19 protein-coding genes and 1 pseudogene are annotated in these 20312 nt (G+C 65.4%); 15 read left to right on the top strand and 5 right to left on the bottom strand.

The annotated features are described in order from the left end of the window. Nucleotides 1-178 precede the first annotated feature (178 nt). The 4 genes from I6F31_RS29790 to I6F31_RS29775 all read left to right on the top strand — a co-directional run bounded on the left by I6F31_RS29790 (nt 179) and on the right by I6F31_RS29775 (nt 4593). The gene (locus I6F31_RS29790; RefSeq protein ID WP_036015092.1) at nt 179-1126 is read left to right on the top strand and encodes an aspartate carbamoyltransferase catalytic subunit; all 948 of its coding nucleotides are present in this window, start codon (nt 179-181) and stop codon (nt 1124-1126) included. Nucleotides 1127-1131: 5 nt separating this feature from the next. Continuing rightward, nucleotides 1132-2433 (top strand): dihydroorotase, encoded by a 1302-nt coding sequence (locus I6F31_RS29785; protein ID WP_225186549.1) that lies wholly within the window; start codon nt 1132-1134, stop codon nt 2431-2433. Between the two features lie 47 nt (nt 2434-2480). After that, nucleotides 2481-3077 (top strand): glycerol-3-phosphate 1-O-acyltransferase PlsY, encoded by a 597-nt coding sequence (gene plsY / locus I6F31_RS29780; protein ID WP_036015094.1) that lies wholly within the window; start codon nt 2481-2483, stop codon nt 3075-3077. 310 nt (nt 3078-3387) lie between these two features. Next, the gene (locus I6F31_RS29775) at nt 3388-4593 is read left to right on the top strand and encodes a patatin-like phospholipase family protein (protein ID WP_225186530.1); all 1206 of its coding nucleotides are present in this window, start codon (nt 3388-3390) and stop codon (nt 4591-4593) included. On the opposite strand, the gene I6F31_RS29770 is transcribed toward I6F31_RS29775, so the two are convergent. Further along, complete coding sequence (locus I6F31_RS29770; protein ID WP_225186529.1) at nt 4585-5829, bottom strand: amidase; 1245 nt, start codon at nt 5827-5829, stop codon at nt 4585-4587. The genes I6F31_RS29775 and I6F31_RS29770 overlap by 9 nt on opposite strands. A gap of 91 nt (nt 5830-5920) precedes the next feature. On the opposite strand from I6F31_RS29770, the gene dprA reads away from it, so the two are divergent. Beyond that, complete coding sequence (gene dprA, locus I6F31_RS29765; protein ID WP_225186528.1) at nt 5921-7063, top strand: DNA-processing protein DprA; 1143 nt, start codon at nt 5921-5923, stop codon at nt 7061-7063. A gap of 142 nt (nt 7064-7205) precedes the next feature. Here dprA and I6F31_RS29760 read toward each other — a convergent pair whose 3' ends face one another. Beyond that, entirely contained in the window at nt 7206-7646 is a 441-nt protein-coding gene (locus I6F31_RS29760) for a helix-turn-helix domain-containing protein (protein WP_109143507.1), read from the bottom strand. Nucleotides 7647-7729: 83 nt separating this feature from the next. Here I6F31_RS29760 and I6F31_RS29755 point away from each other — a divergent pair, with 83 nt between their 5' ends. Next, nucleotides 7730-8338: an NAD(P)H-dependent oxidoreductase gene (locus I6F31_RS29755; protein ID WP_109143506.1), complete on the top strand. Its 609-nt coding sequence runs from the start codon at nt 7730-7732 to the stop codon at nt 8336-8338. Between the two features lie 61 nt (nt 8339-8399). Here the strand turns inward: I6F31_RS29755 and I6F31_RS29750 are convergent, their stop codons facing one another. Next, nucleotides 8400-9173: an SDR family oxidoreductase gene (locus tag I6F31_RS29750; protein ID WP_225186527.1), complete on the bottom strand. Its 774-nt coding sequence runs from the start codon at nt 9171-9173 to the stop codon at nt 8400-8402. A 119-nt stretch (nt 9174-9292) separates the two neighbouring features. On the opposite strand from I6F31_RS29750, the gene I6F31_RS29745 reads away from it, so the two are divergent. After that, a complete protein-coding gene (locus I6F31_RS29745; RefSeq protein ID WP_225148408.1) occupies nt 9293-9760 on the top strand; it encodes a helix-turn-helix domain-containing protein in 468 nt (155 codons plus the stop codon). Nucleotides 9761-9786: 26 nt separating this feature from the next. Here the strand turns inward: I6F31_RS29745 and I6F31_RS29740 are convergent, their stop codons facing one another. After that, entirely contained in the window at nt 9787-10026 is a 240-nt protein-coding gene (locus tag I6F31_RS29740; protein ID WP_036039304.1) for a hypothetical protein, read from the bottom strand. A gap of 228 nt (nt 10027-10254) precedes the next feature. Here I6F31_RS29740 and topA point away from each other — a divergent pair. The 8 genes and pseudogenes from topA (at nt 10255) to I6F31_RS29700 (ending at nt 19229) form a co-directional block, all read left to right on the top strand. Next, nucleotides 10255-13009: pseudogene (gene topA, locus I6F31_RS29735) on the top strand (type I DNA topoisomerase). A gap of 20 nt (nt 13010-13029) precedes the next feature. Further along, nucleotides 13030-15378, top strand: coding sequence for a ribonuclease R (gene rnr, locus I6F31_RS29730; protein ID WP_225148406.1), 2349 nt, complete (start codon nt 13030-13032; stop codon nt 15376-15378). Next, nucleotides 15372-15812, top strand: a complete 441-nt coding sequence (locus tag I6F31_RS29725) for a DUF983 domain-containing protein (RefSeq protein WP_036015117.1) — start codon at nt 15372-15374, stop codon at nt 15810-15812. The genes rnr and I6F31_RS29725 overlap by 7 nt, the downstream gene beginning before the upstream one ends. A gap of 29 nt (nt 15813-15841) precedes the next feature. Then, complete coding sequence (locus I6F31_RS29720; protein ID WP_225144630.1) at nt 15842-16594, top strand: NUDIX domain-containing protein; 753 nt, start codon at nt 15842-15844, stop codon at nt 16592-16594. A 247-nt stretch (nt 16595-16841) separates the two neighbouring features. Continuing rightward, complete coding sequence (locus tag I6F31_RS29715) at nt 16842-18167, top strand: LLM class flavin-dependent oxidoreductase (protein WP_225186526.1); 1326 nt, start codon at nt 16842-16844, stop codon at nt 18165-18167. A 125-nt stretch (nt 18168-18292) separates the two neighbouring features. Continuing rightward, nucleotides 18293-18460: a 50S ribosomal protein L33 gene (gene rpmG / locus I6F31_RS29710; protein ID WP_007603295.1), complete on the top strand. Its 168-nt coding sequence runs from the start codon at nt 18293-18295 to the stop codon at nt 18458-18460. A gap of 278 nt (nt 18461-18738) precedes the next feature. After that, complete coding sequence (locus I6F31_RS29705) at nt 18739-18969, top strand: DUF3551 domain-containing protein (protein WP_074448008.1); 231 nt, start codon at nt 18739-18741, stop codon at nt 18967-18969. Between the two features lie 2 nt (nt 18970-18971). Next, a complete protein-coding gene (locus tag I6F31_RS29700) occupies nt 18972-19229 on the top strand; it encodes a DUF3551 domain-containing protein (protein ID WP_225186525.1) in 258 nt (85 codons plus the stop codon). Between the two features lie 95 nt (nt 19230-19324). On the opposite strand, the gene I6F31_RS29695 is transcribed toward I6F31_RS29700, so the two are convergent. Further along, nucleotides 19325-20224, bottom strand: coding sequence for a GNAT family N-acetyltransferase (locus I6F31_RS29695; RefSeq protein ID WP_225186524.1), 900 nt, complete (start codon nt 20222-20224; stop codon nt 19325-19327). Nucleotides 20225-20312: the final 88 nt, after the last annotated feature.

Here is a 20312-nt window from a genome sequence, read left to right as displayed (position 1 = left end):
TACCGCGTGCCCGTCATGATCCAGCCCGTGACGCAACCAATGTTGCGAGTCTAGCGCAAAGCGGCTGCCCCGAACACCGGCTGGCGGCCCGCCTCCGCCGCAAAGCGCCGTGGATAAGTCCGGCGGCGGGATTTGAAGCTTGCTCCCCCCGCCGTCCGCCCCTATAGCTCTGCTTTTAATGACATCGAAATCGACCTTCGTCCTCGGCCACCGGCATTTGCTGGGCATCGAGGGCCTTTCCGCGGCCGACATCAGCGGCCTCCTCGACCTGTCCGAAGAATATGTCGAGCTCAACCGCCAGGTTGACAAGAAGCGCACCGTCCTGCGCGGACGGACGCAGGTGAACCTGTTCTTCGAGGCCTCCACCCGGACCCAATCCTCGTTCGAGCTTGCGGGAAAGCGGCTGGGCGCCGACGTCATGAACATGTCGGTCGCCTCCTCGTCCATCAAGAAGGGCGAGACACTGATCGACACCGCGATGACGCTCAATGCGATGCACCCGGACATCCTGGTGATGCGCCATCACGCCTCCGGCGCGGTGGAACTGCTGGCCCGCAAGGTCGACGGTTCCGTGATCAATGCCGGCGACGGCGCGCACGAGCATCCAACCCAGGCGCTGCTCGACGCGCTCACCATCCGTCGCAACAAGGGTCGGATCGAGGGGCTCGTGGTCGCGATCTGCGGCGACGTGATGCATTCGCGCGTCGCCCGCTCCAACATCATCCTGCTCAACACCATGGGCGCCCGCGTCCGCGTCGTCGGGCCCTCAACGCTGCTGCCGCCGGGCATCGAGCGGATGGGCGTCGAGGTCGCGCGCGACATGCGCGAGGGTCTCAACGGCGCCGACATCGTCATGATGTTGCGGCTGCAGCGCGAGCGCATGAACGGCTCGTTCGTGCCGTCGTCGAGCGAATACTTCCACTATTTCGGGCTCGACCAGAAGAAGCTCGCCTACGCCAAGCCGGACGCGCTCGTGATGCATCCCGGTCCCATGAACCGCGGCGTCGAAATCGACACCGCGGTCGCCGACGGTGCGCAATCCCTGATCCGCGAGCAGGTGGAGATGGGCGTCGCCGTGCGCATGGCGGTGCTGGAAGCGCTCGCCCGTAACCTGCCGAACGCGTGATGCCGATGTTGACCGATCGCCGCCCCATCCTGCTGGCCAATGCCCGCGTCGTCGATCCCTCCAGGGATTTCGACGGGGTAGGCGACGTCCTGATCGCCGACGGCAGCATCCGCGAGACCCGCCGCGGCATCGGCGCGGCCGGCGTCCCCGAGGGCACCGACATCGTCAATTGCTCCGGCAAGATCGTCGCACCCGGCCTGATCGACATGCGCGCCTTCGTCGGCGAACCCGGCTTCAGCCACCGCGAGACCTTTGCCACCGCGAGCCAGGCGGCCGCGACCGGCGGCATCACCACCATCATCTGTCAGCCCGACACGTCGCCGGTGATCGACAATTCGGCAACGGTCGACTTCGTGATGCGCCGCGCCCGCGACACCGCGATCGTCAACATCCAGCCGATGGCCGCCCTCACCAAGGGCATGCACGGCCAGGAGATGACCGAGTTCGGCCTGCTCAAGGCCGCTGGCGCCGTCGCCTTCAGCGATGGCGCCAGAAGCGTGACCAATGCCCAGGTGATGCGCCGCGCGCTGACCTATGCGCGCGATTTCGACGCGCTGATCGTGCATTACACCGAAGACCCCGATCTCGTCGGCGAAGGCGTGATGAACGAGGGCGAGTTCGCCTCGCGGCTCGGCCTGACGGGCATCCCGAACGCCGCCGAAGCCGTGATGCTGGAGCGCGATCTGCGCCTCGTCGCCCTCACCGGCGGCCGCTATCACGCGGCGTCGCTGACCTGCATCGATTCCCTGGACATCCTCCAGCGCGCGCGCGATGCCGGGCTCGCCGTCAGCGCCTCGGTCTCGATCAACCATCTGGCGCTGAACGAGAACGACATCGGTCCTTACCGTTCGTTCCTGAAGCTGTCGCCGCCGCTGCGCACCGAGGACGACCGCCGCGCCCTGGTGGCGGCGATCGGCTCCGGTCTGCTCGATGTCATCATGTCCGACCACAATCCGCAGGACGTCGAGGGCAAGCGCCTGCCGTTCGCGGAAGCCGCGCCCGGCGCCGTCGGGCTCGAGACCATGCTGCCGGCCGGCCTGCGGCTGGTGCACAATGGCGAGATCGAGCTGAAGACGCTGATCCGCGCGATGTCGACCCGCCCGGCCGAGCTGCTCGGCCTGTCGGGCGGAACCCTGCGCGCCGGCAGCCCCGCGGATGTCATCGTGATCGACCCCGACGTGCCCTGGGTGGTCGATCCCGCCGACCTCAAGTCGCCCTGCAAAAATACGCCGTTCGACGAGGCCCGCTTTACAGGCCGGGTGGTGCGCACCATTGTCGGCGGACGAACGGTATATGAGCATGTCTGACGTGCGGCTTCGTTCGACGTGGAGAATGGGCCTTTGGAGATGCCGCCATGGCGCTTGAACCGTTTCTGCCGGTGGCTTTCGTCATCGGCTATCTCCTCGGCTCGATTCCGTTCGGGCTGATCCTGACCAGGCTCGCGGGCACCCAGGATATCCGCTCGATCGGCTCCGGCAGCATCGGCGCCACCAACGTGCTGCGCACCGGACGCAAGAGCCTCGCCGCGGGCACCCTGCTGTTCGACGCGCTCAAGGGCACCGTGGCGGTGGTGATCGCCGGCTACATCGCCGGCCCCTACGCCGCAATGGTAGCCGGGCTCGGCGCTTTCCTCGGCCACCTCTTCCCGGTCTGGCTGAAGTTCAAAGGCGGCAAGGGCGTCGCGGTCTATATCGGCATCCTGCTGGGGCTGTTCTGGCCGGGCGCCGTCGTGTTCTGCCTGCTCTGGCTGGCGACCGCCTTCACCACCCGCTATTCCTCGCTCTCGGCGCTGGTGGCGGCATTCATCACGCCGATGTTCCTGTGGTGGTTCGGTCATCTCGCATTGTCGGCACTTGCCGCCGTGCTGACCCTGCTGTTGTTCTACGCGCATCGCGAGAACATCAAGCGCCTGCAAGCGGGCAAGGAAAGCCGGATCGGCGAGAAAGCCTAGAGCATGATCCGGAAAAGTGCGTAGCGGTTTTCCGAGAAGATCATGCTCAAACAATATCCTAAGCCGCGATGACGATTCCTAATCGCATCGCGCTTTAGGGCGCTTTCGGGCGAAGTCGATACCGGTTCGCGTCACGACAACGCCTCAAACAAGAATCTGAGGTCGGAAAAAGTACGGATACCGCCGCACCCCTTCCGCATTATATGCCAAATCCTGTTCGCAATTCTCCTGCGAGTCACGGCAGGCTGTAGCGAACGGGTTCCATGCCTGTCATCCTGATACGGGAAACGGCGTTAGGCGGTTGCTCAGAATGAGCGAGAAGATTGTCGGCGTGAATGACGGGATCGGCTCGCTCGGTGCCTCCGGCACTGCAGCAAGCCGGCTGCTCTCGGCGACCAATATCTGGTCCGACGCGCCGCTGGCCGCGCCTGCCCCTGCTGCACGGCCCGCGCCGCAGCCGGAGCCCGCAGTTAGACCTGACGCTCCGCTCGATGTCGTCGTCGCCAAGGCTGCACCGGTCCCGCCCGCGCGGGCGCGTTCCGGTCAATGGCCGCCGCGAAAGCTTTCGCTGGCGCTGCAGGGCGGCGGCACCTTTGCCGCCTTCACCTGGGGCGTGCTGGAGCGGCTACTCGAAGAGACGTCCATAGAGATCGACAGCATCAGCGGCGCCAGCGCCGGCGCCGTCAATGCCCTGCTGCTCGCTTGCGGCCTGGCCGAAGGCGGCCGCGAAGGCGCCCGGTCGCGACTGAACCGGTTCTGGGTCCGGCTGATGCACGAGGCCTCGTTCCGCTCGCTGATGCTGATCGGCGGCTTCTCGCCGGCGGGGAGCTCGGTCGCGTTCGGCCCGACGCTGCGCTCCGGGCAGTTCGATCCGTTCGATCTCGATCCGCTGCGGCAGGCGGTCTCCCGCGACATCAATTTTTCCGTCCTGCGCCATCCGCGGTGCCCGAAGCTGCTGATCGCGGCGACGCGGATCCGCGACGGGCAGCAGCAGATTTTCGGCAACGAGGCCATCACCGCCGACGTCGCGCTGGCCTCGACCTGCCCGCCCCTGGTCCATTGTGCAGTCGAGATCGACGGTGAAGCCTATTGGGACGGCGGCTTCGGCGGCAATCCGCCGCTGCTGCGCCTGGTGCAGGACACGGCGGCAACGGATCTGCTGCTGGTCCAGGTCACGCCGACACGCGACAGCTATGTGCCGATCACGCTCGCCGCGATCGACCGCCGGCTCGACCAGATCGCGGCCAACGCCGCGCTCAATGCCGAGATCGCCGCGATCGAATGGGCGCAGTCGCACATAGCCGCTCCGCTGCGGCTCACCAGAATCGCGGCGGAAGACTCTGTTGATGGCCTGGCGCAGCGCTCATCCACCGATCTCGGCCGCGGCTTCATTCGCCTGCTGCACCGTAGCGGTCGCGCAGCCGCCGAGCGCTGGCTCGGGCAAGGCGCGCACACCGGCGCAGCGCTCTCCGCGCCCGCTCAGGCCCTCGCTCCTTCCGAACCTGCGCTAGCCTGATTTCGCCAGCGCGTCCTCCAGGAACCAGGCCGCCGCGAGCGCGAGCTGATCGTTGCCGAAGCCTGCGATCACCTGCACGCCGACTGGCAGGCCACCGACCTTGAGCACCGGCACGTTGACGCAAGGATTGCCCATCAGCGTCCACAGCCGGTTGTAGCGGGGATCGCCGGTGGTCGCGAGCTCCTTGGCTGGCGCGGTGCCGGGCGAGGAATAGGTCAGCAGCACGTCGAAGCCTTCGAACAATTCACTGAGCTCGCGGCGGCCGCGACGGCTGATGCGGCGCGCCTCGTCATAGTCTTTCGGCGTCAGCCCGACCGTCGCATCGAGACTGGCGCGCAGCATCGGCGCGATCTCGTCGTGACGTTCCGAAAACTCCCAGGCGAGCGCGCGATGCGCTTCATAATCCTGGATGATCGGGTGGATGCGCCAGGCCTCCTGCACCGCCTCGGGCAGATCGATGGTCTGCACGCTGGCACCGGCGCGCATCGCCGCCTTGATCGCAGCCTGCAGCCCCTCTTCGGCGGCCGGCTCCACGGCGCCTGCGAACTCCTGCCTGACCACGCCGATGCGCGGCGACTTCGCCGGGCTGATGCCGGAGAACTCCGTGCGGCCGGTCATCGCCAAGAGACCACGCGCAAGATCCTCCGCCCGGGCGCCGAACAGGCCGACCGTGTCGAGCGCCCATGAATAGCACTTGACGCCGACGGTCGGCAGCATCCGGAACGACGGCTTGATCGCGGCCGTCCCGCAATAGGCCGCGGGCCGGATGACCGAGCCGCCGGTCTGGGTGCCCAGCGCCAGCGGGATCATGCCGGCGCCGACGGCCGCCGCCGAGCCGGAGGACGAGCCGCCGGGCGAATGAGCCGTATTGTGCGGATTGCGCGTCGGCGTCGGATCGCGCGAGGCGAACGCGGTCGTGGTGGTCTTGCCGATGATGGTGGCCCCGGCCCGCTTCAGCATCATCACCACAGGCGCATCGCTGCGCGGCTGCCAACCGCGATAGATCTCCGAGCCCATCTCGGTCGGCATGTCAGCGGTGTCGATGATGTCCTTGATGCCGACGGCAATGCCGCGCAGCGGGCCCGAGGCTTGCGCCCTCGCGGATCTGTCGTGCCGGACGAAAGCCTGGACGTCCTTCTCCTTGGCTTCGATCGCCGCATGCGACTGAGCGATGGCGGCGTCGGGCGAAAGCTCCCCCGCTTCAATGCGGCGCTGGAGGTCGGCGAGTGAGATCATGACAACATCCTTCTTATTGGCATCGCTTTTAGCATCGCAGCGAGGTCGTGCAAGCGCACGTCCCTGTTGCGCAACGCCCTCTGGTTGTTCCATGCTGTCGCTGCAAGGAGACGCCGTGGACGCCATCAACAGAAGCGTGGAGCTGACCGAGGCCGAGCGGATCGACCGCCTGCGGCTGATCCGTTCCGACAATGTCGGGCCACGCACCTTCCGCTCGCTGGTCGATCATTTCGGCAGCCCGCGGGCTGCGCTGGAGCGGCTGCCTGACCTCGCCCGCCGCGGCGGCGCGGCGCGATCGGGGCGCATCTGCAGCAAGGATGAAGCAAAGGCCGAGCTCGCCGCGAGCCGCAAGTTCGGCATCGCCTGGCGCGCGCCCGGCGAGGACGGCTATCCGGAGCGGCTGGCGATGATCGACGATGCGCCGCCGCTGCTCGCCGTGCGCGGCGACACCAAATCCCTGATGCGGCCGATGATCGCGATCGTCGGCTCGCGCAACGCCTCCGGCGCCGGACTTAAATTCGCCGGCCAGCTCGCGCGCGAGCTCGGCGAAGCCGGCTTCGTGGTCATCTCTGGGCTCGCCCGCGGCGTCGACCAGGCTGCGCATCGTACCAGCGTCGTGAGCGGCACGATCGCGGTGCTCGCCGGCGGCCATGACTGCATCTATCCGCCCGAGCATGGCGACCTGCTCGCCGCAATCCTCGATCACCAGGGCGCTGCGATCTCCGAGATGCCGCTCGGACACGAGCCCCGCGCCCGCGACTTTCCCCGTCGCAACCGGCTGATTTCGGGCGCTTCGCTCGGCGTCGTCGTGGTCGAGGCGGCGCACCGCTCGGGCTCGCTGATCACAGCACGCATGGCGGCCGAACAGGGCCGCGAGGTGTTCGCCGTTCCGGGCTCGCCGCTCGATCCGCGCGCCGCCGGCACCAACGACCTGATCAAGCAGGGCGCAACGCTCGTCACCGAAGCTGCCGACATCGTCAACGCGGTTCAGCCGATCATGGAGCGGCCGCTGATGCATCCCGTGGGCGAGCCCGACAGCGAGCGGTTCGAGAGCGATCCGCAAAGCCATGATCGCGACCAGATCACCGCCCTGCTCGGCCCGGCCCCTGTTACAATCGACGACCTCGTCCGGATGTCCGGCGCCTCGCCTGCGATCGTGCGCACCGTGCTGCTGGAGCTCGAGCTCGCCGGCAAGCTCGAACGCCACGGCGGCGGGATGGTGTCGCTGGTTTAGCCTCCCCAGGTGTCATTCCGGGGCGCGACGAAGTCGCGAGCCCGGAATCCATTCATCCACTTGATCTGTGGCCAAATGGATTCCGGGCTCCCTCGCTTCGCTCAGGCCCCGGAATGACGGGATGAACTATCGAGGCGCAACGCTAGCCGTCGTTACGCTGGTCGAACTTCGTGCGCGCGGCCTCGATCTGATCCAGATGCTCCTTCGCCCATTTGCCGAGCGCCTCGACGGGGCGCGATAGGCCGCGGCCGAGATCGGTCAGCTCATAATCTACCCGCGGCGGGATGGTCGGAAAGATCGTGCGCGTGACGAGGCCGTCGCGCTCGAGGCCGCGCAGCGTCAGGGTCAACATCCGCTGCGAGATGCCGTTGATCATGCGCTTGAGCTCGTTGAAGCGCTTTGGCCCGTCGCTCAGCATCATGATGACGAACACGCTCCATTTGTCGCCGACGCGGGACAGCACGGAGGCGACCCCACGGCAGTCCGCATGGTTGGGATCCGGCATCGGCCTGGTATCCAGTCTCGGATTTGGCCGCGGCGGTGCGGGCAATTCGGTGTGCGCAGGTTTCAATGATGTGCCCATGGCTCAAAAAAGTGCGTTCTTGCGGGGATTTCGATAGTCACACATGTAGTGCTGGTTACAAACTTATACCAGGGTGACCCCACATGAAACTCCTCCATGTCGACTCCAGCGTGCTCGGCCCCCACTCCGTCAGCCGGCAGGTTTCCGCCGCCATCGTCGACCGGCTCCGGCAGGCGACGCCCTCGCTTCAAGTCGTCTACCGCGACCTGACCCAGACACCGCTAGCCCACCTCTCCGGCTCGCACCTCGCCGCCGCGCAAGGCGCCGCCACGCCGGCGGAGCTTGGGCCCGACCTTGCCGCAAGCGCCGCGGCGCTGGAGGAGTTCCTGGCCGCCGACATCGTCGTGATCGGCGCGCCCATGTACAATTTCACTATTCCGAGCCAGCTCAAGGCCTGGATCGACCGCATCCTGGTGGCGGGAAAAACTTTCAAGTACGGCGCGGCCGGGCCGGAGGGGCTCGCCGGCGGCAAGCGGGTGATCGTGGCCATCTCGCGCGGCGGCCACTACGGCGCAGAGACGCCTTACGCAGCCGGCGAGCATCTCGAAACCTACCTGCGCTGGGTGTTCGGCTTCATGGGTATCACCAGCGTCGAATTCATCCCGGCCGACGGTATCCAACTCGGGCCGGAGCACCGCGAGAAGGCGATCGCTGGTGCGCTCCAATCGGCAACAAGCCTGAGCGCAGCCTAGCCGTGGCTAACACTTCGGGCGCAACGCGAATGTTGCGCCCGAGCAAATTCGCTTGATTTGATCAGCCGCGATAGATCGGCGCGCCGCTCGGCGAGGCCACCGCGCCGCCATCGACGAAAATCTCCTGGCCCTGCACATGCGCGGAATCGTCGGAGGCGAGGAACAGCACCGTCTTCGCCACGTGATCCGTTTCACCGATGCGGCCGAGCGGCGTCGACAGTGCGATCCGCTTCTCGAACGCCTTCTCGGCTTCCGGCGTCGCGGTCGCAGGCCCCCAGATCGGGGTGCGGATCGCACCCGGCGCGACCACGTTGACGCGGATGCCGCGCGGCGACAGTTCTGAAGCCATGATCCGCGCCATCGCCCGCACGCCGGCCTTCGCCGCGCCATAGGCCGAGTAGCCGGGAATGCCGAGCACCGAGATTACCGAGCCGTTGAGGATGATCGAGGCGTTGTCGTTGAGATGGGGCAGCGCGGATTGAACGGTGAAGAACACGCCGATGAGGTTCGTGCTGATCACCTTCTCGAACACCTCTGGTATCGCCGATCCCAGCGGTGTGCCGCCGGCGATGCCGGCATTGGCGAACACGATGTCGAACTTGCCGAATTTCTCTGCGCCCTGCTTGATCGCAGCTTCCGTCGCCGCGATGTCCGTCGCGTCGGCTGGCAGCGCGAGCGCGTTCGGCCCGAGCTCCTTCGCGGCCGCCGCCAGCGTCTCCTTGTTGCGCCCGGTGATCACCACCTTGGCGCCCTCGGCCACGAACAGTTTTGCCGTTGCCAGCCCGATGCCGCTATTGCCGCCGGTGATCAGCGCCGTCTTGTCCTTCAGTCTCACGCTCGCCTCCAGTAGTTGCATGATGAAACTAAGTTGCCATCTAGGCCATTTGGTTTTATGATGCAACCACACAAGCGCGTGATCGGCGCTGGCGGCGTGTGAATGCGAAAGGACGAACGATGGTGAAACGGACGAGCTTCGAGGGTGATGCCTGCCCGATCGCGCGGTCGCTGGAGGCGCTCGGCGACTGGTGGTCGCTCTTGATCATCCGCGAGGCGCTGTTCGGCGTCCGCCGCTTCGGCGAGTTTCAGAACAAGCTCGGCATGGCCAAGAACATCCTGGCGGCGCGGCTGCGATCGCTGGTCGACCACGGCATTCTCGAAACCGCCCCCGCCTCCGACGGCAGTGCCTATCAGGAATATGTGCTGACGCCGAAGGGCCGCGGCACTTTCCCGATCCTGGTCGCGCTGCGGCAGTGGAGCGAGGAGTTCGACGACCGCCCCGAGGAGATTGCGACGATGCTGGTCGATCGCGCGAAGGGCCGTCCGGTGAAGAAGCTGGAAATGCGCGCCGAAGATGGCCGCCTGCTCAGCCCGGCCGACACCACGCTAAAGCCGCGGCCGGCACCGCGACGCAAGTCGGCGTGAAAGTCCCAAGTGGTACCCCACCGCCATCACGACAGCTTGCGCTTGGTCCGTAGCCGCAGGTGCTCGTCGGCCTCGAGCTTGGTCATGCCCAAGAGATAATGCAGCACGTCCAGCTTGTGGCGCTCGGCCAGCTTGCGTAAGGCCCCGGTCTGCTCGGCGATGAAGGCCACGGCCTCGTCCGCACCGCCCTCCCCCGGTTCCTCGTGACGCGTGCCCCCCGGCGCGCCGGATCCGGCGCGCGCCCGTTTCTTTCCTGGCCTGGTCACCAGAACCCCACCCGAATCCATGCCCCGACAGGACATTACGCCCACATCAACCGCAACTCCAAGGTGGTATTCTGCAACTTTTTCGATATGAAACTTTTCCCATTGTGGCGCCTTTCAACACCCCACGATTTGACAGGGGGCCGCTCACCACCCATGTTCGGGTCGAAACGGCCGACCCGAGTCCTTTCGTTTTCGGCCCAAGATTTTCCCGTAAGCCACTGGAACTAAATGAATATCGTCATTGTGGAGTCGCCGGCGAAAGCCAAGACGATCAACAAATATCTGGGCTCGTCCTATGAGGTTCTGGCCTCGTTCGGCCATGTCCGCGATCTCCCGGCGAAGAACGGTTCCGTCGATCCCGACGCCAATTTCAAGATGATCTGGGAGGTCGACCCCAAGGCGGCCGGCCGGCTCAACGATATCGCGAAGTCGCTGAAGGGCGCCGACCGCCTGATTCTCGCCACCGACCCCGATCGCGAGGGCGAAGCCATCTCCTGGCACGTGCTCGAGGTGATGAAGGAGAAGCGCGCGCTGAAGGATCAGAAGATCGAGCGCGTGGTGTTCAACGCCATCACCAAGCAGGCCGTCTCGGAAGCGATGAAGCATCCGCGCGAGATCGACGGCGCCCTGGTCGACGCCTACATGGCGCGCCGTGCGCTCGACTATCTGGTCGGCTTCACCCTCTCCCCCGTGCTCTGGCGCAAGCTGCCGGGCGCCCGCTCGGCCGGCCGCGTGCAGTCGGTGGCGCTGCGCCTCGTCTGCGACCGCGAGCTCGAGATCGAGAAGTTCGTAGCCCGCGAATATTGGTCGCTGATCGCGACCCTGCTCACGCCGCGGGGCGATGCCTTCGAGGCCCGTCTCGTCGGCGCCGACGGCAAGAAGATCCAGCGCCTCGATATCGGCACCGGGGCGGAAGCCGAAGACTTCAAGAAGGCGCTGGAACTGGCGACTTACGCCGTCACCGCGGTCGACGCCAAGCCGGCCCGTCGCAATCCGCAGGCGCCCTTCACCACCTCGACGCTGCAGCAGGAAGCCAGCCGCAAATACGGCTTTGCGCCGGCGCATACGATGCGCATCGCCCAGCGTCTTTATGAGGGCATCGACATCGGTGGCGAGACCACCGGACTCATTACTTATATGCGTACCGACGGCGTGCAGATCGCCCCCGAGGCGATCACCCAGGCGCGCAAGGTGATCGGCGAGGATTACGGCAACGCCTACGTGCCGGATAGCCCGCGCCAGTACCAGGCCAAGGCCAAGAACGCCCAGGAAGCGCACGAAGCGATCCGCCCGACCGACCTCTCCCGCCGCCCCGACAGCATGAGCCGCAAGCTCGATGCCGATCAGGCCAAGCTGTATGAGCTGATCTGGAAGCGCACCATCGCGAGCCAGATGGAATCCGCCGAGCTCGAGCGGACCACCGTCGACATCACGGCGAAGGCAGGCTCCCGCACATTGGAGCTGCGCGCCACCGGCCAGGTCGTCAAGTTCGACGGCTTCCTCGCGCTCTACCAGGAAGGCCGCGACGACGAGGAGGACGAGGATTCCCGCCGCCTGCCCGCGATGAGCCAGGGCGAGGCCGTGAAGCGACAGAGCCTGTCCGTCACCCAGCATTTCACCGAGCCGCCGCCGCGATTCTCGGAAGCATCTCTCGTCAAGCGCATGGAAGAGCTCGGCATCGGCCGGCCCTCGACCTATGCCTCGATCCTCCAGGTTCTGAAGGACCGCGGCTACGTCAAGCTGGAGAAGAAGCGTTTGCACGGCGAGGACAAGGGCCGCGTCGTGGTCGCCTTCCTCGAAAGCTTTTTTGCCCGCTATGTCGAGTACGACTTTACGGCGAGCCTCGAAGAGCAACTCGACCGTATCTCCAACAACGAGATCTCCTGGCAGCAGGTTCTGAAGGACTTTTGGACCGGCTTCATCGGCGCCGTCGACGACATCAAGGAGCTGCGCGTCGCCCAGGTGCTCGACGTGCTCGATGACATGCTGGGCCAGCACATCTATCCGCCCCGCGCCGATGGCGGCGATATCAGGCAGTGCCCGAACTGCGGCACCGGCCGGCTGAACCTCAAGGCCGGCAAGTTCGGCGCCTTCGTCGGCTGCTCGAACTATCCGGAATGCCGCTACACCCGTCAGCTCGCCGCCGATGGCGAGGCGACTGCTGACCGTTCGCTCGGCCAGGATCCCGACACGGGTCGCGATGTCTGGGTCAAGGCCGGCCGCTTCGGCCCCTATATCCAGCTCGGCGAGCAGAAGGATTATGAGGAAGGCGAGAAGCCCAAGCGCGCCGGCATTCCGAAGGGCACCTCGCCCAGCGACGTCGATCTCGAGCTTGCGCTGAAGCTGCTGTCGCTGCCGCGCGAGATCGGCAAGCATCCGGAGACCGGCCAGCCGATCACCGCGGGCCTCGGCCGCTTCGGACCGTTCGTGAAGCACGAGAAGACCTATGCGAGCTTAGAGGCCGGCGACGAGGTGTTCGACATCGGCCTCAATCGTGCGGTGACGCTGATCGCGGAGAAGGTTGCCAAGGGTCCGAGCCGCCGCTTCGGCGCCGATCCCGGGAAGGCGCTCGGCGATCATCCGACGCTTGGCACCGTCACCGTGAAGAGCGGCCGTTACGGCGCCTATGTCACCGCGGGCGGCGTCAACGCGACGATCCCGGCCGAGTTCGAGAAGGACACCATCACGCTGCCGCAGGCGATCGCGCTGATCGACGAGCGCGCCGCCAAGGGTGGCGGCAAGGGCGGCGGCAAGGCCAAGAAGGCGGCGAAGCCGGCCAAGGCCAAGAAAGCGTCAGAGAAGGCTGCGGACGGCGAGGACGCCGCACCGAAGCCGAAGAAGCCGGCTGCGAAGAAAGCCGCGGCCAAATCCAAATCCGAATCCACCAGCAAGGCGCGCCGCCGTGCCGTCGACCGCAAAGACGTCGCCGACCAAGGCAGCCGCCACCAAGGCTCCGGCCAAGAAGAGTGCCGGCAAGACCTGAGATCAAGAATTAGAGGTTAAGTGAAACCAAAGAAAGACCGTGGCTTTCCCGACAGGCAAGCCATCGTCGCCTTCATCAAGGCAAATCCAGGAAAGGTCGGGACTCGCGACATCGCGCGCGAGTTCGGCCTGAAGAACGCCGATCGCGCCGAGCTCAGGCGCATGCTGCGCGAGCTCGCCGACGACGGCACCATCAAGAAGAAGCGCCATAAGGTCTCCGAGCCGGACGCGCTGCCGCCGACGCTGCTCGCCGACATCACCGGCCGCGACTCCGATGGCGAATTGATCGCCTCCCCCGCCGAATGGGACGAGGTCGAGAACGGCGAGCCGCCAAAGATCCTCATCGAGATGCCGCGCCGGCCGAGGCCCGGCACCGCCGCCGGCGTCGGCGACCGCGCGCTGCTGCGCGTCGAGCGCAGCGATGACGATGAAGGTCCCGCCTATCGCGGCCGCATCATCAAGGTCATCGACAAGGCCAAGAGCCGCATCCTCGGCGTCTTCCGCAGCCTGCCCGAGGGCGGCGGACGGCTCGTCCCCGTCGACAAGAAGTTCGCCGACCGCGAGCTGAACATCGCGAGGACCGATACGGGCGGCGCTGAGGATGGCGACCTCGTCAGCGTCGACATCGTCCGCACCCGCGGCTTTGGCCTCGCCTCCGGCCGGGTGAAAGAAAAGCTCGGCTCGGTCAAGTCGGAAAAGGCGATCAGCCTGATCGCGATCTACGCCCACGACATCCCCTTGCAATTCTCCTCCGCCGCCGAGCGCGAGGCGGAAGCGGCGGAGCCGGCCAATCTGAAAGGCCGCGAGGATTGGCGCGACGTCCCGCTTGTCACCATCGATCCGCCCGACGCCAAGGATCACGACGACGCGGTGCATGCCGAGCCCGATCCGGATCCCAACAACAAGGGCGGCTTCATCGTCAATGTCGCCATCGCCGATGTCAGCTTCTACGTGCGGCCGGGCACGGCGCTCGACCGCGACGCGCTCGACCGCGGCAACTCGGTCTATTTCCCCGACCGCGTCGTGCCGATGCTGCCCGAGCGCATCTCCAACAATCTCTGCTCGCTGGTGCCCGGCGAGCCGCGCGGCGCGCTGGCGGTGCGCATGGTGCTCGGCCCCGACGGCCGCAAGCGCTCGCACAGTTTTCATCGCATCCTGATGCGGTCGGCCGCCAAGCTCGCTTACGCGCAAGCGCAGGCCGCGATCGACGGCCGGCCTGATGACACCACCGGCCCCCTGCTCGATCCGATCCTGAGGCCGCTCTATGCCGCCTATGCCTGCGCCAAGCGCGCGCGTGACGAGCGCGATCCGCTCAATCTCGATCTGCCCGAGCGCAAGATCCTCCTGAAGAGCGACGGCACCGTGGACCGCGTCGTGGTCCCCGAGCGTCTCGATGCGCACAAGCTGATCGAGGAGTTCATGATCCTCGCCAACGTCGCCGCAGCGGAGACATTGGAGAAGAAATCTCTGCCGCTGATCTACCGCGTGCACGACGAGCCGACCTTGGAGAAGGTTCACGCGCTCGCGGAATTCCTGGAGACGCTGGACGTTCCCTTCGCCAAGTCCGGCGCGCTCCGCCCGACCACGTTCAACCGTGTGCTGGCTCAGCTTGAAGGCCACGACTATTACCCGCTGGTGAGCGAGGTCGTACTGCGCGCGCAGGCGCAGGCCGAATATTCCTCGGAGAATTACGGTCACTTCGGCCTGAACCTGCGCCGCTATGCGCATTTCACCTCGCCGATCCGCCGCTATGCCGACCTCGTCGTGCACCGCGCGCTGGTGCGTGCGCTTGGCCTTGGCGAAGGCGCCCTGCCCGACAGCGAGACGCCGGAAAGCTTGAGCGAAGTCGCCGCGCATATCTCGCTGACCGAGCGGCGCGCCATGAAGGCGGAGCGCGAGACCGTCGACCGCCTGATCGCCCATCACCTCGCCGACCGCATCGGCGCCAGCTTCCAGGGCCGCGTCTCCGGCGTCACCCGCGCCGGCCTGTTCGTGAAGCTCAGCGAGACCGGCGCTGACGGGCTGATCCCGATCCGATCCCTCGGCACGGAATATTTCAACTATGACGAAAGCCGCCATGCCCTCGTCGGCACGCGCAGCGGCACCATGTACCAGCTCGGCGACGTCGTCGACGTCCGCCTGATCGAGGCCGCTCCCATCGCGGGCGCGCTGCGCTTCGAGCTGCTGTCGTCGGAGAGCGACAGCGGCCCGCGCCAGCGCAGGCCGCTCCGTCCGCAGCGCAAATCGTCCAAGCCGCAGCCCGGACGCAGCCCGGAGCGAAAACGCAAGCCGGAGAAGAAAAAGTCCGGCAAGGGAAGGAAGGCCAAAGGAAAGAACAAGGGTAAGGGCAAGAAGGGCAAGGCATGGTGACGATGAGCACGGCACCAAAGATCTGGACGCGCGAGAACGGTCTCGTCGAGAAGCGCGACGTCTGGTCAGCAATGAAGCGCGGCTTCCGCGGCCGCTGCCCGCGCTGCGGCGAAGGCAAGCTGTTCCGCGCCTTCCTGAAGACCGCCGACCATTGCGCCAAATGCGGCCTCGACTTCACCCCGCATCGCGCCGACGATCTGCCTGCCTATCTCGTCATCGTCATCGTCGGCCACATCGTGGTGCCGGCCATCCTCTGGATCGAGACCAATTATTCGACGCCGGTCTGGCTCAGCTTCGCAGCCTATCTGCCCTTCACCTTCGTCGCCTCGCTCGCGCTGCTGCAGCCCGTGAAGGGAGCTGTGGTCGGCTTGCAATGGGCTCTGCGCATGCACGGGTTTGACGACAACCCTCCCGATGGTATTCCGCCTGTGTAAACACGTAAAAGAACAGTTCGGGTGAGGACATGACCGATATTTCGCAGGCCGAGGAGAAGACCAAGGTTCACGAGGAGAAGGAAGCCGATCATCATCCTTACTTCCGCCCGAAGGATGCGGCGACGCTGATCCTGGTCGACCGCAGCGGCGCCATTCCGAAAGTGCTGGTCGGCAAGCGCCACGACAAGGTGGTGTTCATGCCGGGAAAATTCGTCTTCCCGGGCGGGCGCGTCGACAAGGCCGATTATCGCGTGCCCTGCGCCGCGCCCATCACCGCCGAACTGGAAGCCAATCTCGCCAAGGGCAGCCCGAAGACGCCGGCCTCGCGCGCGAAATCGCTCGCCATTGCCGCCATCCGCGAAGCCTGCGAGGAGACCGGCCTCTGCCTCGGCCGCAAGGCCGAAGGCAAAGTGCCGAAGCTCGAAGGTCCCTGGCAGCCGTTCGCGGATGCGGGCCTGCTGCCTGATCCCTCCAGCCTGTTCCTGATCGCGCGCGCAATCACCCCGCCCGGCCGCGTCAAGCGCTTCGACACGCGTTTCTTCACCGCCGATGCCTCTGCGATCACCCACCGCGTCGAAGGCGTGATCCATGCCGATGCGGAGCTGGTCGAATTGGTCTGGGTCGAGCTCGGCTCAAAACCGCTCGCCGATCTGCATCCGATGACGCGCAACGTGCTCAACGAGCTCGACACCCGCCTCGCCACCGGCCCGCTCCGTCACGACGCGCCGGTGCCGTTCTTCCACTTCTACGCCGGCAAGATGCAGAAGGACGTTTTGAGCTAGTTGGCGCGCTGGGGCGTAGTTCGATCAAGTCTATCCTCCGTCATTCCGGGGTGCGCCTCTTGGCGCGAGCCCGGAATCCATACTCCGGATGGTGGTTATGGATTCCGGGCTCGCCGCTCCGCGTCGCCCCGGAATGACGTGCTGAGAGAGCTACGAAAAACAAAAAATTCTTCCCGTCTCCCCCAATGGCGGAGTTCCCACTCATGCCTATGTCTTTGCGAGCGTCACCAAGAACGGACACCGGGCGATGGCACAAAGGCAACTCAAGCTTGGCGCGTTCATGCGCCCGATCAGCATCCACACCGGCGCCTGGCGCTATCCCGGGGCCTGGCCCGACGCGAATTTCAATTTCGGCCATATCAAGACGCTGATCCGAAAGCTCGAGGCCGGCAAGTTCGACGCCTTCTTCATGGCCGATCACCTCGCCGTGCTCAACATGCCGATCAACGCGCTGAAGCGCAGCCACACCGTGACCTCGTTCGAGCCGTTCACCCTGCTGTCGGCTTTGTCAGCCGTGACCGAGCGCATCGGCCTGATCGCGACCGGCTCGACCACGTTCGACGAGCCCTATCACGTCGCGCGCCGCTTCGCCTCGCTCGACCATCTCAGCGGCGGCCGCGCCGGCTGGAACATCGTCACCACCTCGAACCCGGACGCGGCGCTGAATTTCGGCCTCGACGATCACATGGAGCACGCCGAGCGCTACAAGCGCGCCCGCGAGTTCTACGACGTCGTCACCGGCCTCTGGGACTCCTTCGCCGACGATGCCTTCATGCGCGACGTCGAGAGCGGCCTGTTCTTCGATCCCGCCAGGATGCATACCCTCGACCACAAGGGCAAATACTTCAAAGTGCGCGGCCCCCTCAACATCGCCCGCCCGGTGCAAGGCTGGCCCCTGATCGTGCAGGCCGGCGCCTCCGACGACGGCAAGCAGCTCGCCGCCGAGACCGCGGAAGCGGTGTTCACCGGCGGCGGCAGCCTCGCCGACGGCCAGAAACTCTATGCCGACATCAAAGGCCGCATGGAGAAGATCGGCCGTGACCCCGAGCACCTGAAGATCCTCCCCGGTGCCTTCGTCGTTGTGGGCGACAGCGTCGATGAGGCCAACGAGAAGCGCGCTTTGCTCGACAGCCGCGTGCATTACGACAGCGCCATTGCCTCGCTCTCCGTCATCCTCGGCACCGATGCCTCCGGCTTTGATCCCGATGGGCCGCTTCCCGAAATCCCCGAGACCAATGCCAGCAAGAGCGGCCGGCAGCGCCTGGTCGATCTCGCCGCCCGTGAGAAGCTCACCGTGCGCCAGCTCGCCCAGCGCGTCGGCGGCTATGGCGGCCTGTCCTTCGTCGGCACCGCCAAGACCATCGCCGACCAGATGGAGGAATGGCTGGTCGGACGCGGCTCCGACGGCTTCAACATCATGTTCCCGTTCCTGCCTGCCGGTCTCGACGATTTCGTCGACAAGGTGGTCCCGGAGCTGCAGAAGCGCGGGACTTTCCGCAAAGAGTACGAAGGGCCCACTTTGAGGGAGAATCTGGGCCTGCCGCGGCCGAAAAACCGGTTCTTTGAGGCCTAATGGGCCCGATTTGAGCGGTTTCCGCCGCCTGAAACCTTGACTTCCCGCCGTTTCTGACTAGGTTGCCGGCCAACGCAGGCCGTTTGGCCGGCTCCAGATTCCCCTGATATTCTGAGGTTCAGAACATGGCCAAAGCGGTCACCATCAAGGTCAAGCTCGTGTCCTCGGCCGACACCGGCTTCTACTACGTTGCCAAGAAGAATTCGCGCACCATGACCGACAAGCTGGTCAAGAAGAAGTACGACCCGGTCGCGCGCAAGCACGTCGAATTCCGCGAAGCCAAGATCAAGTAAGATCGCGGCGTAGCGCGCTAAGGTTTTTTGCGGGGCCCTTGCGGGCCCCGTTGTCGTTTCGGCTCGCATGTCCCTGCTCATGTACCCTGCTACCCAGCGCTGCGCTGCTTAGCGCAGCGAAGCAAATCCGGACCGGCTCTGCGAGATCACACTGGGACACTCCGGCGTGACGAGAGGAACTCGCTTGAGTCGTGGTTGTTGAGCCAGCATCGTCAAGCGGCTATCTTTCGGAGCGAACCTCTTGCGTTGCCGCTCAACTGACTTGATGGGAGAATCGCATGCGCATCGCTCTGCTCATTGTCGTTATGGTCATCGGATTTTCTTCCGCAGCAAACGCTCAGTATGACTATCCCTGGTGCGTTTTTGGCGGAGGGCTCGGCGCTTCCGGAGACTGCATGTATTCGACGCGGGAACAGTGCCTGGCCTCGGCATCCGGGCGATCGAACACCTATTGCGATGTGAACCCGCGCGTGAGGTTCAAGCAGCACGCTCCGCAGCGGCCGCGCTGATCATGATGCGCGCGCTTGCCTGTCTGCTCTTCGTCCTGATCACCATGTCCGCGCCCGGTCCAGCGGCAGCGCAGCGGTTCGGCGGCAATTTTCCGGTATGTCTGCAGGAGTGGGAATGGGGCGGCGGCACCTACATCTCTTGCCAGTATCGTTCATTTGACGAATGCAGAGCCAGCGCGGCGGGCCGTTCGGCGATGTGCCTGGAAAACCCATATGTGCAGCGGCCGTCCCCTCCAGGCCGCAGCCCGCGTCCCCGGTAGGGCTAGAGCATGATCGGCCCGTGACGAGCGCCGATCCAGCCATCATTCCGCGCCTTCCGGCCTGCCCGCAACGTCGACCTTCTCGGTTGAATCCCCTACATGAAACCCGGATTGCGCGGGAAATAGCTAACCCAATCTCCGAATGGTCGATTTGACATCAGCAGCATCGGGAACGTCAGCCGCATCCCGTGGTCGATTGCCGCCTTGAGCGCCGGCTCGCTCGCGCCCGGCACAAAAGCCGAAATGGCCGGACAATCGCTCTGTGCCGCGAACGATAACGCAGCGGCGAAAGCGGACTCAACCAGATCTGGCCTGTGGACTGCAAGCGGACCAATGTGTCCACCCGAAATGTAGACGTACCCGACGCACTCATTGCCGGCGTGGATGGTGAATCCGCGCGTCGTGCTGTCGCCAAGGAGAAATCGATGATGCTTCTCCCTGGAAACGCCGACTGCGCTGACATCGATCTGCGCCAGCCTGTCGTATGGGATCGCGTCGGCCGTGAGAGATTCAAGACGGAGCCGCGGCGCAGCCAACCGTGGCGCCAGGCGGTCACGAGGGACGCTGACCATGTAGATCGGAAAGCGCGGGAACAGTCCGTGGCGGATGTAGAGGCCTTGAGATACGTTGTTGAACGTGAAGGTGATCAGTGCCTTGATGGGTGCTCCGCGCATTTCTGCATGCGCGAATGCCTTGTTGATGAGTTGATTGCCGATGCCGTCGCTCTGACGATCAGGCGCGACGAACAATTGGGCCAGGAACCAAAGCTCGCCACAGACCCAACTCCACGCGAAGCCGACTATTTCTCCGTCGTCATCGGCCACCCATAAGCCCTCGGGATCATCCGCGAGCGAGAAGGCCTGAAAATTCGGCGGACGAGAGGATGCCATCTTCCCGAACCCCCGCCGTTCGGTTAGCTCATTGATGCTGGCGACCACGATGTCATCGGCCTGCTTCAAGTCGTCGATGCGAGCGGGCCTGCACACGACCGCCATTCTCTAGTCCCTCCCGGGCGTCAGCTCGCCCCGCCCACGATGCATCGGGTCGCGGCTTAGTTTCTACTCACATCTTGATGAGAGCGAG

The sequence above is a fragment of the Bradyrhizobium sp. NBAIM01 genome (assembly GCF_020194115.1).
GTDB classification, from domain to species: Bacteria; Pseudomonadota; Alphaproteobacteria; order Rhizobiales; family Xanthobacteraceae; genus Bradyrhizobium; species Bradyrhizobium yuanmingense.
This window is presented reverse-complemented; position numbering and strand designations above follow the sequence as displayed.

Excerpts from the sequence above, each read along its gene's own strand:
- I6F31_RS29790 (WP_036015092.1), top strand. The coding sequence starts at position 179 with ATGACATCGAAATCGACCTTCGTCCTCGGCCACCGGCATTTGCTGGGC.
- I6F31_RS29785 (WP_225186549.1), top strand. The coding sequence starts at position 1,132 with ATGTTGACCGATCGCCGCCCCATCCTGCTGGCCAATGCCCGCGTCGTC.
- plsY (WP_036015094.1), top strand. The coding sequence starts at position 2,481 with ATGGCGCTTGAACCGTTTCTGCCGGTGGCTTTCGTCATCGGCTATCTC.
- I6F31_RS29775 (WP_225186530.1), top strand. The coding sequence starts at position 3,388 with ATGAGCGAGAAGATTGTCGGCGTGAATGACGGGATCGGCTCGCTCGGT.
- I6F31_RS29770 (WP_225186529.1), bottom strand. The coding sequence starts at position 5,829 with ATGATCTCACTCGCCGACCTCCAGCGCCGCATTGAAGCGGGGGAGCTT.
- dprA (WP_225186528.1), top strand. The coding sequence starts at position 5,921 with ATGCTGTCGCTGCAAGGAGACGCCGTGGACGCCATCAACAGAAGCGTG.
- I6F31_RS29760 (WP_109143507.1), bottom strand. The coding sequence starts at position 7,646 with ATGGGCACATCATTGAAACCTGCGCACACCGAATTGCCCGCACCGCCG.
- I6F31_RS29755 (WP_109143506.1), top strand. The coding sequence starts at position 7,730 with ATGAAACTCCTCCATGTCGACTCCAGCGTGCTCGGCCCCCACTCCGTC.
- I6F31_RS29745 (WP_225148408.1), top strand. The coding sequence starts at position 9,293 with ATGGTGAAACGGACGAGCTTCGAGGGTGATGCCTGCCCGATCGCGCGG.
- I6F31_RS29725 (WP_036015117.1), top strand. The coding sequence starts at position 15,372 with ATGGTGACGATGAGCACGGCACCAAAGATCTGGACGCGCGAGAACGGT.
- I6F31_RS29720 (WP_225144630.1), top strand. The coding sequence starts at position 15,842 with ATGACCGATATTTCGCAGGCCGAGGAGAAGACCAAGGTTCACGAGGAG.
- I6F31_RS29715 (WP_225186526.1), top strand. The coding sequence starts at position 16,842 with ATGGCACAAAGGCAACTCAAGCTTGGCGCGTTCATGCGCCCGATCAGC.
- rpmG (WP_007603295.1), top strand. The coding sequence starts at position 18,293 with ATGGCCAAAGCGGTCACCATCAAGGTCAAGCTCGTGTCCTCGGCCGAC.
- I6F31_RS29705 (WP_074448008.1), top strand. The coding sequence starts at position 18,739 with ATGCGCATCGCTCTGCTCATTGTCGTTATGGTCATCGGATTTTCTTCC.
- I6F31_RS29700 (WP_225186525.1), top strand. The coding sequence starts at position 18,972 with ATGATGCGCGCGCTTGCCTGTCTGCTCTTCGTCCTGATCACCATGTCC.
- I6F31_RS29695 (WP_225186524.1), bottom strand. The coding sequence starts at position 20,224 with ATGGCGGTCGTGTGCAGGCCCGCTCGCATCGACGACTTGAAGCAGGCC.